Consider the following 13,621-nt stretch of genomic DNA (forward strand, 5'->3'; position numbering starts at 1 on the left):
ATGGTTTTTGTCCGCAGGATAAGTCGAAATGGAAATTTCTGTATCCATTGATCTGCAAGTCAAGCCGTGAAAATCGGGATTCTTCCCATTCATGGTGCAAACGAATTGCCGGACCTTTCCCCTGCGAGTGCCTTTGCGTGGCAACAAGCAGGGGAAAGGTCCGGCTTATTTTCATGACGCATGTGAGTCTTCCAATCCACGCTGGATTCAATGAGCAACCTCACTCTGATCATGAATACGTGTCGAGGTCAACATGTCCTGGTTTCCATTCCACACGGATTCAATCCACTCTTGGATGGCGTGGGTTCCACTGCCGAAACCTTGAGATCCGCCACAACGCCGACCGGATGCTGTCCCCTGTTCACTCCGTTGCCGAACCGAAAACATGTACAGGGAACAGCCCGGTTTGGTGGCATTGTCTTGTCATCCCTTCCGGATGGCGGAAAGGTCCAGGGTCGCGGGTGCGACCGGTTGGACGATGAACATGTATGATCAATTGAGACCCAGTTTCGCCTTGAGTTCGCGCTCCATTTTCTTGAGCTGTTTCCATTCCTCGTACAAGTCGTATTGCGCCAGGAACTCGTGCCGCTCCTTGGCGAGGAGATACTCCTGCTTCACGGAATCGAGACGCTCTTCCAATGCTTTCAACTGATCGATCATACGGAAGCACCTCAATTCTTTTCGATTTGAGACAAGCTTGTTCTGGAGTGACCAAAGGTTTTATACCCTGACAAAACCGACTTGAAACCCGTTTTTTCCTTGGACGAACGGCCGGACAGGCGGCAAGTTTTGCCAAGGGCGAACCGGTGCCCGCGGGATCTTTCCGGCGAACACTCTTCATTCACTCCCGGTGAACAAGCGTTGTCTCGATTCAAAAGGGACTCGCCCTACCATGTGTATGCGGACAACCCGGCGCTCATTCCAAGCAAACAAAACCCCGATTCGCCGTCCGGTGAATCGGGGTCAACAGAGGGGTTTGCCGTTTTCCAGTTGTCGGAACAATTGCCTGGACAGAACGGAAGAGCGGAACATCGCGTACATCTTGGCCGCGTCGACGGCGACCATGAGATTGGTGCCCGGAAGAATCGTACCGCCTTCGGTCACGCGCACATAATCATGCTCTCTGAATCGTTCGATCAATGCGGCACACCGGTCAGAGTCCCCCACGTAATCCGGAAACAGCCGGGAAAGATCTTGCAGGCGCAGCGTAAATGTCCGCCGGTCCCGCAAGTCGGGATCCAGCTGCGGGTAGACGAGCAGTCCCCACAAGATGACCAGCACGGTCCGAACCGAATCATCCCACCGGACATGGGGCGGTTCTTCCCGCCGCTCTTCCGCGGAGCCGGAAAACACCCGCCGGGCGGGCAGCGAGGATCCGATCTCCCGAATGGACAAATTTCCCACGGAACCTTTCCTCCCTTTTGACTTCCAACTATTCCCTGAAACTTGTCTACTAAGGGTTATGGTCAAAAGATCGGAGATTCATACCTGCAAAAGCAAGAAAAATCAAGCTTTGACGTGCATTCGGCCGAAATTTGGCCGGAAATGCAAGGATTGGAGGGGAGATTTCTAATTTCTCCGCATACGGCTGAAATTTTGGTTTCGACAACCGCTTGCATCGATTGGGTGGCGTGTAAAATATCGGCTTGTGAACAATTTTTTTATTTAGTGGCTGAAAAGATTGTGTCATTTCTGTTATATTAGTAAGTAAGTCAAACCCGGGGAATGTTTGATGAGGAGGAGCATGTTCCCATGTTTTTTGAGACAAAGAAAGGAAAGTATTCCGAAGAAGAGAATGAGATCATCATCAACGCGATCAATCAAGGGATTCAGGAAGGCAGAAAAGAACGGGACATTCTGAAGGAGCTTTCGGACAAATTGAACCGCGGATACGCCGGGGTCATGTCACACGTACGGAAATTGAGGTCTGAATTCCCCCATCGTTTCATCTCCTCTGAAGATTCAGGAGCCTCTTCCCGGCAGGGGGCGTGGGAGGAATGGGAAGAAGAACTGGTGATCTCCACGGTCAACCGGTATCTGAAAGAAGGAAAATCCCTGTCCGCGGCGATCAGCGAACTGGAGAATAAACTTCCCCGCACGCAAGGAGCCATTTATCAGCGGATCTATACGTTGAGACGGAAAAAACCGGAGAAATTCGAAGTGTTGCCCGAGTCCAGACCCCGCAAGCGGCGCAAGCTTCCCGAATGGCACACCCGTCATCCGGTCATCCGTTCATTGGATGCTCCGATCGAAGAAGTCGCCGGCGCCATGGATTGGAACCGAACCGCCATGAACCAGCTGGCCGTCGCGGTGGAACATTCCCGGACGATGATGCACGAACAGGGAATGACGACGAACCAGGCCAATTCCGAGGAAGAACTGCTTCTCAAAGCCTTTGAAGAACGGTACGGACGTCCCAATCCGACGATCCGCGAAAAACTCCTGTCGTTGATGAGAACGTACGGGCCGACGCATGTCTCCATCGCCATGTTCACGCTGAGCCAGGACAAGGGCTTCCCCGGCGTGGTGGCGGACTATCTGGAAAAAAAGCTGGAACGGAAAAATTTTGTGTGAAAAAGAAAGCACGAACCGAACCGGTCCGTGCTTTTTCATCCCGGCTCTTTGAGCCTGACCGGGATGCTGGCGTTGATGATGGTGGTCCGCTCTTTGGACTGGGGCACCACTTCCACATGCCCCACCACGTCATAACCGAAATCGTCACACAGCTCAATGAGACGACTCCGGAATTCCTTGAGTTTCCGTTCATCGATGTTGGATCTTTGATAGCTGAGCACCAGGGAAAGGCGATCATCCGCACGGACGGCCGTGGGCGGTTCCTTCGGCCGGAACATGTTCAAAAACGACACCTGACTTCACCCCCGTTCTTCAGGCAATATGGAACAACCGCTTGATCTTGGTGATCAACGTGGCGCTTTCCAGTTCGAGGAACGGAACTTCTTCCCCCTTGATCCTCCGGGCGATGTTGGCAAAGGCCTTTCCTGCCAGCGACTTGGGATCCAGAATCACCGGTTCTCCGGTGTTGGAGGAACGAATGATCCGGCGGTCTTCGGGAACGATGCCCAGCAGATTGATGGCCAGATGGCTTTGCACCCGTTCCACGCTGAGCATGTCTCCGTCCCTGACCATTCCCGGTTGGACGCGGTTGACGATGAGATCGATCGTTTCAATGCCGGCCGCTTCCAGGAGACCGATGACCCGGTCCGAATCGCGGACCGAAGGAATCTCCGGATTGACGACCAGGATGGCCCGGTCCGCCGCGGCGATGGCATTCCGGAATCCTCCCTCGATGCCGGCGGGCGAGTCGATGAGGATGAAATGGAATTCGTTTCTCAGCTCGTCCACGACCGCTTTCACCTGAGCCGGCGAAACCTCTTCCTTGTACCGGGTCTGGGCCGCCGGAAGCAAAGCCAGTTCGGGAAACTCCTTGTGCCGGACCAGGGCTTGTCTGAGTTTGCAGATTCCTTCCACCGCGTCCACCAGATCATAGACGATGCGGTTTTCCAACCCGAGCATCAGATCCAGTTTCCTCAGGCCGATATCGGTATCCACCAGACACACCTTGTATCCAAGCTGCGCAAGCCCCAAACCGAGGGATGCCACGGTGGTCGACTTTCCCACCCCGCCTTTTCCGCTGGTCACGGTGATGGCCACTGAGCTGTGGTTCATATGTACGCTACCCCTTTCTCAACCCTCTCTTGTATCCAACGTGAACCGCAAGGCGGCTCGCACCGGGCAAGCCGCCTTTCAACGAATTTCGCTCCCAGCTTGCAAGGTTGTGCACGATTCAACAACTATTTTAACAAAAGGCGAACAATAAAAAAAGTCAGAATTCGAGTTTTTTCCAGATTTTCCAAGAGAGGGTCGAAAAAAGAAAACCCCGCGGCCCGAGAGAAAGCCCGGGAACGGGGTCAATGAAACCGGCTCCGGCAGTGAGGACATTCTTGATCTTCCAGGGACACCTGTTTGGCACACCATGGACAGATGCAGATGACGGCCGGGCGAACCTTGGCTTCGGTGGACGCGGTCTTCGCAACGTCCGGCCGGACGGGAACCGCCTCGATCACGGGAACGGAATCGGGAGATACGCCCTCTTCCACCTTCATGGAGAAATCCCGGATGTTCACCAGCGATTGGCGCAATTCCTCCAGTTCCTTCTCCATGCGCACCAATTCGTCCCGTTTCTTCTCGGCTTCTTCCAATTGCTGAAGAAGCTCGCCTTCCAATTTGACGTCGTTCGTTTTCTTCCAGGTCTCAAACAGCTTCCAGCCGAGCTCGTTCATGGTTTTTTCCAATTCTTCCTTCTGTGTCTTCACCCGAAGGGTGAGACGGCTGAGTTCCAGCATTTGCTGCGATTTCTGCCCGGCCGCTTCCATCCCTTTTTCCAGTTTTTGTTTCAGATCCTGAAAAAAGTTCAACGGGATCGCTCCTTTAAAGCACGGTCTGCTTCATTCCTTATTTTATTTTAAGGAGTGTGCTTGGCCGTCACAAGCAAAGAAACGGGGAACATTCGGGACTCAGGCGGTGGACCGGTAGCGGCTGTTGCCGTCCGCTTCGGAAGAGGCCCGCTTTTTCAGGGATCTTCCCAGCCACACGGCGTTGGCGGCGAGCAGGCCGGCCGTCAGGAGGAAGACGCCGCGGATCCCGATGATTCCCGACAAATACCCGTAGGTGACCGGTCCCAGCATGTTGCCCAGACTGACGGCACTGGTCGAAAACCCGTAGGCCGTGCTCTCCATTCCCTGCGGAGCCAGGCGCCGGATCATGGCGTTGAGCGACGGCAACAAGCCTCCGGCACACAATCCGAGCAAAAAGCGCAGGGCCAGCAATTGCCAGACCGAGAGAACCATCGCATGCGGCACAAAGATCAGCGCCGCGCCGATCATCGCATACAGGAGAACCCGGCCGCTTCCGATCCGGTCCCCCCATCTGCCCAACAGCGGAGAAGCCAGCATGTTGGCCGCGCCCATCGCGGCCGCCACCAGACCGGCGAAAAAGGCCACGTAGCCCCCCGGAACCCCGAGGTCTTCCACAAACAGCGACATCATGGGCATGGGACCCAACATGGCAAACTGAAGCAGGAAGGCGACGGAAAACAGCACCTGCAACCGGGGATCCCGCAAGATCCGTTTTCCGCTCTGCCAAAGTCCCCCGGTACGGTTTTGACCCTCCGGCTTGAATTCCTCCCGGACGGCCACCAGAACCACGAGCGTGGCGAGACAAAGCACCGCGGCGGTCAGGAAAAAGATTTGGCGAAAGCCGACGATCTCCGCCAGGATCCCCCCGATGAACGGTCCCATGATGGACCCTCCCACCGCTCCCGATTGCAACATGCCGAGGGAACGCCCGACGTTTTCTTTGGGAGTGTTTGTGGCGACGAGGGACACGGAAGCCGGAATGAACCCGGAGACCAGCCCGTTCAACATGCGCAGCGCCAGCAACTGCCAGTGGTTGGTGACCATCGCCGTCAGGCAGAGAATCACCGACATGCCGAATCCGGACCGGAGCACCATGATCTTGCGGCCGTACCGGTCTCCCAGGCTTCCCCAGAGCGGGGCGACGAGAAATTGGGACAGGAAATTGACGCCGAAAATGATCCCCGCCCAGAATTGGATGGTCTCCTGCCCTTCAAGTCCCAACTCCTTCAGATAGAGCGGCAAAAACGGCATGACCATCGACATGGACCCGAACACGAGAAACTGGCACACCATCAAAATGTACAAGTTGCGTTTCCAAGCATTCAACAGAGGTCAACTCCCCACTCATTCCGGTCCAAAAAAATCTGCCACAGTACTCTGTGGCAACCAAAGATGAACATCTGACCAACCGACCATCTGACATTCCTGACGCGGACCGCCTGCTGTTCCCCGCAAGCGGCCACGCCCCTTCCACCTGCTTCCCGAAACCGTCCGTGACCCATGCGGAAAGGGGTCCGGCTTTGCCCGTCAAAGGGCAAGTCTTCCCGAACCCCTTCGATCAGCCCGTTTCTATCAACGGGCTTGATACTTTTTGCCGAAATCCAGCGACAATCTGTTACGCTGCGAACGCTCCACCCGCTTGACGAACGGAAGGCGTTCGATGCGACGGATGAGCTGGTCGGCCGATTTTCCATCCACATATAGAACCACGTATTTCAGCCGTTTGGACATGTAGTGAATGTTCCCGATGCGGCCGAGTGAGCGGGCCGCTTTCAAATCCTTGACCCAAACGGCCAAACCCAACCGTTCGGCAAATTCCATATATTGGTGTCCCCTTTTCAGAAACGGTCTCAAACTGCCCCTGCGTCCCCCGGGTGCCGTCGAACCGCTTCCTTCTTTCATCGTATCACGGCCGCGACACGCAAATCAATGCGGAGCTGCAATCTGCTCGGGTATAATGAATGCTGAACCGGATATGGAGTGACGACAGATGAACAACAACCCCGTGGATCTCTTCACGAAACGGCTTGCCACCGCGCCCGGCAGACCGTTTGAGCGACTCGATCGGAGACAATTTGCCGGTGTGACTTTTCTGTATTTCTTTCCCGCCGAGGAATCCCTTCGACGGCCCCTGGAGGAATTCCTGAACCGGGAAGCGGCGAAATTCACCGAAAACACGGAGCTTCGCCACGAACTCGGCTACGTGCGCACGTCGCGGCACGGACTGGTCTACCGCTTCCGCCTGCTCGTGCCGGACGAAAAGAGCTTTTGTTGCGGCAATCTGTGTCCGGACTGCATCCGGCTCAGAAACCGCTGAAAGCTATCGCGAACATCTCCCGGCGCTTTTCCCGGAAGGCACATGCGTTCACCGGACAGAGCGTCCGACGGACGGCAGACACCGTTTACCTCAAGTCCCGGCAGGAAGGCCGGGCCTTTTTGATGCCGTCACCGTCGTTGACGGGAACCTTGATCGACGGCGAAACCGAGCGGGCAATGATCAGGGAAACGGCGTTCAGCAGTTCATCCAATCGTTCTTCCGCCTCCAGAAACTCCCGGATGACGGGATGCGAATGAAGTTTGTTGCGAAACGAAAGAGCCCGCTCCTTCGCCTCATGATAGTCGGGGTGAAAGATGCCGAATCGGCTCGCCTCGTCAAACAGCTCTTTCACTTTGCCGAACTCCCGGATGAGCGCCTGGGCTTCGGCGTCCTGCTCGAGCTTTTGTTTGCATGCCAGATAGCGCTTCACTTCTTCGGATTGATTGATGCTGTCGGCCAGGTCGTAGGCTTCCAGCAGAATTTGCGACATGTCCAGCGATTCCACATCCCATCCCCCCAACTTCCATTTTACCGGAAATCGCCGGCCAAATCTTCCGTTTTTTGTTCGTCGCGGATGCGAATCCGCCCGATCTCTCCCAGGCGCACCCTCACTTTTTTCCCTTGCTCCCTGGCTTCCAGCAACCAATCTCCTTGTGTCCTTGACAGGTTTTCGGGGGAAAGCCGCCTTGTCTTTCCTCTGATTTCCACCTCGAGATCCAGGCAAAGTTCCAGGCTTTTCCTCACCATTTCCCTGATCATCGCCGGCGGATAGGAACGGAAGCCGGCGGTCCAGACGGCCGGGAGCGTCCCTTGACGCAACCGGCGATCCGTCGCCGGCCCATCCGGCAGGATCGCGGAGATCTCCCCGGTGGTTTTTTCCCGGATCTCATCGGCACGGAACCGCCGGTGCCGAACCCGTTCCGCATGCAATCCGGCCCGATGAAGACATTCCCCGACCGTTTCCGCATCAGCGCCAACCACCGCGAGACCCCCGTCCCCCAGCGGCATCACCTTGTACCCCTCCGCCACAAGCAAGTCTTCCGACCGCTTGGCGGCCGCGGGATCACCGGTCCGGACCAGGACCGCTTCCTCCAAGCGGACGGCCCCGTCCGCCTCCGCCCATTCCCTGATCTTTCTCTCCGCCCAGTCCGGAAGCGGATGCCCCGTCCATGCGGAAAGCATTTCGGAGAGCTCCTGCGGTTCCAACCCGCAACGAAGGGCACGGGCGACGGAAGAGGCGGTGACCGCATAGGAGAGCATCCTCTCCCCGCCGAGGAAATCGGCCATTTTCATCAGTTCCAGTCGGTCCCTCAGAGGGAAGTGGGACGGGACCAACAGCTCCATGCCCGGCTCCAGAAACATCACCGGTTCGTCGGCAGGACCGTCCGTCCACGGAGGCTCCCCCGTCCGCTTCACCCACCGGTCGTTGGCGGTACTCCCCGTCCACAGCCATCCGGCTTCCCGCAACCAAGCGGCCGTTTTCTCCCACGCGCACTTGGCGGCCCGGGGCACGGTCACGTTCCAGCATTTGTTCAGATTGCGCTCGAGGTCCTTCAGCGACAGCCAACCGTCCCATTCGGCCGTTTCGAGAACAAGCCAAAAGCCCGCACTTTCCGGAAACCGGCAAATCCACCCGTCTCTGCAGCATCGATACAGCCACCCGGTCATGCCGGACCAGGAGTGGTTGAGCCATTCGGCAAAGCGGGCCTCGTTCACATCCAGCCGGTCTCCGCACCGCCGGAGGAGTCCGGCCGTTTCCGCGATGTCCGTCAAAAACAGGATCCAGGGCGGTACATCGTCACTGTCCCAGCGCGTTCCGGAAAACACGTCGCCGTCCAGGTCCATTTCCACATCCAGCTTCTTCGCTTCCCGAAGCGACAGCCGTCCCCCGGATGTGAGGGGCAGCGGTTCCAAAGCGCAACTGGCGACAAAATGGAAAAACGCCTGGCTCAGCCCGGCATGCCGCGGGCCGGCGGGTCCCTCCTCCGGCTGATCCTCACGAAACACGTCCATATGGTCCAGCCAAAAGGACATGAGCGCCCTTCGCACCTGTTCGGGGACCAACAACACCCTCTCCCCGCCGAGGGCGCGTGCAACATGAATCCACCCTTCTTCGGCCAGAATCTTCACGGCTCCGTGAATTTCGGTGTAGCCGGGCAGTGCCCGCAAAAATCTTCCCAACTCCCGTTCCCGGATCCAACCGGAAGAAAACCAGATCCACTCCAGCATCAATGTCCTGGCATCTTCGCCGATGCGCTCCCAGGATGTTCGGATCCTTCCCTTGTCCGTGAGAAGCCCCGCCAATGACTCCGCATCGGTCGCGGAAGATGAAAACCGCTTGGCCAACCGCTCCCGATGCGCCTGAGGAAGCCGTTGCAGAACATCGATCAGATCGGGAGTCGTCATCTCTCTTCACACTCCTCCACCGACGTCACGCGATAATCATACCCGCGTTCCCGAAGCCAGGATTGCCGCTTCCAGGCGAAATCCAGTTCCACGCTGTCCTCCGACACCAGGTGATAAAACCGGGCCTTTCTTCCTCCCGGGACGGGTCTCAGGATTCTCCCGAGCCTTTGGGCTTCTTCCTGTCTGGATCCGAATGTTCCCGATACCTGAATGGCCACTCCCGCTCCCGGAAGATCCACCGCCATGTTGGCAATGCGCGATACCGCGAGCACCTTGATCGCTTTTTCCCGGAAGAGGCGGTAGCACTCTTCACGGCGCTCACGGGGGGTCCGGCCGGTAATGACCGGAATGCCGAGCGTTTCCGAGAGATGCTCCAGCTGGTCCAGGTATTGGCCGATGATCAGGACCTGATCGTCCTCGTGCTTCCTTAACAGCTTGCGCACCGCTTCCAGTTTGCGCGGATTTTCGGCGGCCAACCGAAATTGTTCCCGCTTGCCGGCTTTCAGGTATCGCTCCCGCAACGAAGCATCCATGGGAACCCTGACTTCGTTCAACTCGGCTTCGGCGATCCATCCGTCCCTCTCCATCTCTTTCCATGAAGCCTCCATGATCCGGGGACCGATCAGGGTGAAGACATCCCCTTCCCGTCCGTCTTCCCGCACCAGGGTGGCCGTCAATCCCAGGCGCCGTTTCCCCTGAATTTGAGAAGTGGCCCGGAACACGGGTGCCGGCAACAGATGGACTTCGTCATAGATGATCAGTCCCCAATCCCTTTTCATGAACAGGCTCATGTGCGGGAACGTCCCGTCCCTGTCGCGGTAGGTCATCATCTGGTACGTTGTGACGGTCAACGGTCGGATCTCTTTGCGTTCACTCGAATACTCCCCGACCTCATCTTCCGTCAGGGACGTTTTTTGCAGGATTTCGCGAATCCACTGTTTGCTGCTGGTGGAACCGGGCGTGAGGATGAGCGTTTCCCGGCCCAGCTTGGCCATCACGGCAAGCGCCGTGACCGTTTTTCCCGCTCCGCACGGAAGAACGATGACGCCCCCGGCCGAGGGACAGCGCCGCGGATCGCAAAACGCCTCGGCCGCCTCCCGCTGATACTCCCGAAGACCCGGAAAGTGGTTTCCCGTCGCCAGCCTCACGGAGAGCGGCCGTCCGTCTTCCGTTCCGATCCGGTCCAGAGCGGGCGCTCCCAATTCCAGACAGATTCGCTTGACTTCCCCGCGCCATCGGTTCGGAATGAGAAGTCCGCGCTCCGTCCGCTTCGCCTGACCTTCCAACCGCGGATGTGAAACCAGCTTGTCCAGCCACCCCTCCTTGCGGGAGACAAGCAGGAATCTGTCGGACTCCCCTTCGGCAGGAAGAAGCAGGATGTTCCCGAAATTCTCCATGGATTCCCGGATCAGCCGGATGAGCGGTTCGGGGGGTGGCAGTTTGGCGTACCGTTCCAACACGTTCAGCACATCCCCGGATGTCAGGCCACGGGCGGCAGCCTCCCACAGGGAGAACCGGTCGATCCGATACGTCTCCAACGTGCCTCCCGTGCGAAGCTTCCGGGCGAAACCGTCCAGGAGACGGCAAATGTCCTCCGCCTCCTCCGTCCGTTTGTCCACGTAGAGCGTACCGTCAGACTGCGGCAGGATCCATGTTCCCATGCTCTCGCATCCCCCTTCCCGTCCGGTCGTCTTCCGATGCCGGCGAACCGACGGGGTTGAACGCCTTCCGCCGGATCGCCGGGATTCACCTGCTTATTTTTTCCTGAACGGACGAGGTGATGCGCCGGATTCCGGAAACGGGGCATCCCGCAACATCCGGCCGGGTTGATTCGTCCGATTCTTATGAAGGAGATTTGTTCCGGGAAGGAGAACATGTCATGCGAAAATGGTTGTTGTTGTTCCTGCTGGTCACCGTGCTGACAGGATGTGGAGAAAATCAGGCAGAGAATCCGTCCGGCAAAGAAAGGGGCACATCGATGAACCAACAAGAGGAACGCCTTTCATTCAAGCAAATTCCCGTGGAAACCGCACCGCAGGCCGTCCGGGACAAAGCGGCGGAACTCCGGCAAAGAGGTTCGAAAGGACACGAGGTCGTCATTGAGCAAACCAAAACGTATGTGATCATTTCTCTCGGTGAGCGGAGCACGGCCGGATACCGGATGGAAATCCAGGAAGTGATTCGCCGCGGAGATCGGGTGGAGGTCCGCGTCCGGGAGATCAAACCCCCGAAAGACGGATTCGTGGCCCAGGTGATCACCGTCCCCGTCATCGTGATCGAGCTTGAAACGGACACACCGCCGCGTGACGTCGACGTGGTCTTCAGCGAATCCCCGGACGTGCAGTGACCAGTCAAAAAGAGCCTGCCGACATCGGCAGGCTTTTTGTCATGACTTGCGCCGCGGAGAATCCGGTTTGCGGGGCTCTTCCCTCCGGGGCGGTTCCGGATCGCGCGGAGTCAGGATTTCCGGGAGCGACGGATGTTCGATTTCCGGAAAATCGGTGGCCGGGAAATCAATTCTGAACCGTTTCATGTCGGTGACCTCCTTTCCACCGATAGCATCCCCCGACATGAAACGGTTCCACACAAAAAAATTCCCGATCCGAAAAGACGGACCGGGAATCGCAGCAAGGAAGGGGGAAGCTGTCTGCAGCTTCCCTTACTATGTATGCTTGCATTCCTTCAAATATCCCTCTCCCCCTCCCCTTCCTCCTCGTCATCCACCCACAGCCACTGCGATTCCGGAGATTCCGGGGAATCCCAGATTCTGCGAAATGTCTCCGTCCGGGATTGATAAGGTCCCGTCCCGCGAGGAAACCTAACAGCGGAGACGACGGATTCGGCTCCTTCCGACCGTGGACGGACGGGCCACGGAGTTCCGGGCGGCCAAGCGCTCCATCCCCGTGCGGCGGGAACCCACCAAGGCCAATACCACCACGCCATGTGACACCGGCAGGGACACCAAGCGGGGTACATCCGAATCCTCCCCCCTCGCAATCGGATCCGTCATCCCACAATATATTCCCCCCCGATTCTGCTCATGACAGCCCGGGGAAAGGAGTGGGCGGATTTGATGAAATCCGGAGACAACAGGCAATCCATGAAGGAATGGGCAAAACGCCTCATCTTGTCGGAGGATCGCCGCAAAGCCTCGGAAGAGTTGACGGGCCGGCACCCGTATGACCTTCGCCGGATGTTCTTCGAACTGACCCCGGATGAACGGCGTCGTTTTCTGGACTGGCTGGAACCGGAAGTGATCGCCCTGATCCTCGAGGAATCGGAACCCCGTGAGCAGACCGAACTGCTGGAAGCGCTGGGGCCCCTGAAGGCGGCTTCGGTGCTGGAGCATATGTCCCGGGATGACGTGGCCGACCTGCTGGGCGGGATGGAGCGGTTGGAGGCGTTGGCATTTCTCCGGCACATGGAGAAAGTGGAGGCGGACCGGATCCGGGCTTTGCTCCGTTATCCGGAAGACACGGCCGGCGGATTGATGACCGATGAATACGTCACCGTCCGCAGCGAACATACGGTGGAGGAAGCCATCGCGCATTTGCGGCGGGAAGCCCGCCAGGCGGAAACCATTTATTACGTCTATGTGCTGAATGAACGGGACCGCTTGGTCGGTGTCGTGTCGCTTCGCGATTTGCTGGTCGCCAATCCCTCGGATTCCGTGAAACACATCATGACGGACCGGGTGATATCGGTGCCGGCGGACATGGATCAGGAAAAGGCGGCACACATCCTGGGGCGATATGACTTGCTGGCTTTGCCCGTCATCGACGAAGACCGCCGGTTGCTGGGGATCATCACGGTGGATGACGTGATCGACGTGCTCATCGAAGAAGCGGGAGAAGATCTGGAGCGCATTGCCGCGGTGGGAAAAGGAGAACGCTGGCCGGCCAACGCCCTCATGGCGGCGGCCAAGCGGATCCCCTGGCTGGTCCTCCTTCTCCTGATCGGCACGTTCACGGCCAATCTGCTCGGCTGGTTTGAACCGACCATCCAATCGCTCCCGATCCTCACCGCGTTCATGCCGATGATCGCCGGAATGACCGGAAACACGGCCACCCAATCTCTGGCGCTGGTGATTCGGAGACTGTCGGAGGATTCACTGCCGGAGAAAGGATACCGGATGTTGCTCCGAAGAGAAGTGTGGACGGGATTCTGGATCGCTCTCGTTTGCGGACTGCTCATCACGGGCTGGGTGGTCTGGTGGAAAGAGGATGTCATGCTTGGCGGCATCATCGGTCTTTCCCTGTTCACCTCTTTGTTCATCGGCACGCTGGTGGGCACGTTGGTGCCGATTCTGCTGGATTCTTTCGGAACGGATCCGGCGGTGGCTTCCGGCCCCCTGATCACCACCCTGAACGACGTGTTCTCGCTCATGATTTATTTCGGCCTGGCAAGCCTGTTCCTGTACTCGCTCTCTTAACCCCGTTTCCGGCAAGGAGGTGAATTCCGC

The 13,621-nt window shown here is 57.7% G+C and carries 16 protein-coding genes; 4 read left to right on the forward strand and 12 right to left on the reverse strand.

Going from position 1 to position 13,621, the window contains the following annotated elements; translation table 11 throughout:
• Window positions 1-492 precede the first annotated feature (492 nt).
• Window positions 493-660: a hypothetical protein gene (locus EG886_RS13760; protein ID WP_164491776.1), complete on the reverse strand. Its 168-nt coding sequence runs from the start codon at window positions 658-660 to the stop codon at window positions 493-495.
• 303 nt (window positions 661-963) lie between these two features.
• Window positions 964-1,404, reverse strand: coding sequence for a hypothetical protein (locus EG886_RS09920; protein ID WP_124727991.1), 441 nt, complete (start codon window positions 1,402-1,404; stop codon window positions 964-966).
• Window positions 1,405-1,752: 348 nt separating this feature from the next.
• Between EG886_RS09920 and EG886_RS09925 the strand changes: the two genes are divergently transcribed.
• The gene (locus tag EG886_RS09925; RefSeq protein ID WP_124727992.1) at window positions 1,753-2,574 is read left to right on the forward strand and encodes a hypothetical protein; all 822 of its coding nucleotides are present in this window, start codon (window positions 1,753-1,755) and stop codon (window positions 2,572-2,574) included.
• Between the two features lie 35 nt (window positions 2,575-2,609).
• Here EG886_RS09925 and EG886_RS09930 read toward each other — a convergent pair whose 3' ends face one another.
• The 5 genes from EG886_RS09930 to EG886_RS09950 all read right to left on the reverse strand — a co-directional run bounded on the left by EG886_RS09930 (window position 2,610) and on the right by EG886_RS09950 (window position 6,257).
• On the reverse strand, window positions 2,610-2,867 hold the full coding sequence (locus EG886_RS09930; RefSeq protein WP_124727993.1) for a cell division topological specificity factor MinE: 258 nt from the start codon (window positions 2,865-2,867) through the stop codon (window positions 2,610-2,612).
• A gap of 19 nt (window positions 2,868-2,886) precedes the next feature.
• Window positions 2,887-3,687 carry a septum site-determining protein MinD gene (gene minD / locus EG886_RS09935; RefSeq protein ID WP_124727994.1) on the reverse strand — a complete coding sequence of 267 codons (801 nt, stop codon included), beginning with the start codon at window positions 3,685-3,687 and terminating at the stop codon, window positions 2,887-2,889.
• Between the two features lie 242 nt (window positions 3,688-3,929).
• Window positions 3,930-4,436, reverse strand: a complete 507-nt coding sequence (locus EG886_RS09940) for a hypothetical protein (protein ID WP_124727995.1) — start codon at window positions 4,434-4,436, stop codon at window positions 3,930-3,932.
• Window positions 4,437-4,535: 99 nt separating this feature from the next.
• A complete protein-coding gene (locus EG886_RS09945; RefSeq protein WP_124727996.1) occupies window positions 4,536-5,762 on the reverse strand; it encodes an MFS transporter in 1,227 nt (408 codons plus the stop codon).
• A gap of 246 nt (window positions 5,763-6,008) precedes the next feature.
• Entirely contained in the window at window positions 6,009-6,257 is a 249-nt protein-coding gene (locus EG886_RS09950) for a YlbG family protein (protein WP_124727997.1), read from the reverse strand.
• Between the two features lie 169 nt (window positions 6,258-6,426).
• Here EG886_RS09950 and EG886_RS09955 point away from each other — a divergent pair, with 169 nt between their 5' ends.
• Window positions 6,427-6,753, forward strand: coding sequence for a hypothetical protein (locus EG886_RS09955; RefSeq protein ID WP_124727998.1), 327 nt, complete (start codon window positions 6,427-6,429; stop codon window positions 6,751-6,753).
• Between the two features lie 85 nt (window positions 6,754-6,838).
• On the opposite strand, the gene EG886_RS09960 is transcribed toward EG886_RS09955, so the two are convergent.
• Genes EG886_RS09960 through EG886_RS09970 form a run of 3 tightly spaced genes read right to left on the reverse strand, consistent with a single transcriptional unit; the run spans window position 6,839 to window position 10,820 of the window.
• Window positions 6,839-7,258: a YlbF/YmcA family competence regulator gene (locus EG886_RS09960; protein ID WP_241154304.1), complete on the reverse strand. Its 420-nt coding sequence runs from the start codon at window positions 7,256-7,258 to the stop codon at window positions 6,839-6,841.
• 23 nt (window positions 7,259-7,281) lie between these two features.
• Window positions 7,282-9,159 (reverse strand): helicase-associated domain-containing protein, encoded by a 1,878-nt coding sequence (locus EG886_RS09965; protein ID WP_124727999.1) that lies wholly within the window; start codon window positions 9,157-9,159, stop codon window positions 7,282-7,284.
• Window positions 9,156-10,820 carry a DNA repair helicase XPB gene (locus EG886_RS09970; RefSeq protein WP_124728000.1) on the reverse strand — a complete coding sequence of 555 codons (1,665 nt, stop codon included), beginning with the start codon at window positions 10,818-10,820 and terminating at the stop codon, window positions 9,156-9,158. The genes EG886_RS09965 and EG886_RS09970 overlap by 4 nt, the downstream gene beginning before the upstream one ends.
• 218 nt (window positions 10,821-11,038) lie before the next feature.
• On the opposite strand from EG886_RS09970, the gene EG886_RS09975 reads away from it, so the two are divergent.
• Window positions 11,039-11,506 carry a protease complex subunit PrcB family protein gene (locus tag EG886_RS09975; RefSeq protein WP_164491777.1) on the forward strand — a complete coding sequence of 156 codons (468 nt, stop codon included), beginning with the start codon at window positions 11,039-11,041 and terminating at the stop codon, window positions 11,504-11,506.
• A 39-nt stretch (window positions 11,507-11,545) separates the two neighbouring features.
• Here the strand turns inward: EG886_RS09975 and EG886_RS13765 are convergent, their stop codons facing one another.
• Entirely contained in the window at window positions 11,546-11,692 is a 147-nt protein-coding gene (locus EG886_RS13765) for a hypothetical protein (RefSeq protein WP_164491778.1), read from the reverse strand.
• A 285-nt stretch (window positions 11,693-11,977) separates the two neighbouring features.
• Complete coding sequence (locus EG886_RS09980) at window positions 11,978-12,169, reverse strand: hypothetical protein (RefSeq protein ID WP_124728002.1); 192 nt, start codon at window positions 12,167-12,169, stop codon at window positions 11,978-11,980.
• A 63-nt stretch (window positions 12,170-12,232) separates the two neighbouring features.
• Between EG886_RS09980 and mgtE the strand changes: the two genes are divergently transcribed.
• Complete coding sequence (mgtE, locus tag EG886_RS09985) at window positions 12,233-13,591, forward strand: magnesium transporter (protein WP_164491779.1); 1,359 nt, start codon at window positions 12,233-12,235, stop codon at window positions 13,589-13,591.
• Window positions 13,592-13,621: the final 30 nt, after the last annotated feature.

The organism is Staphylospora marina (genome assembly GCF_003856495.1).
GTDB lineage: Bacteria > Bacillota > Bacilli > Thermoactinomycetales > Thermoactinomycetaceae > Staphylospora > Staphylospora marina.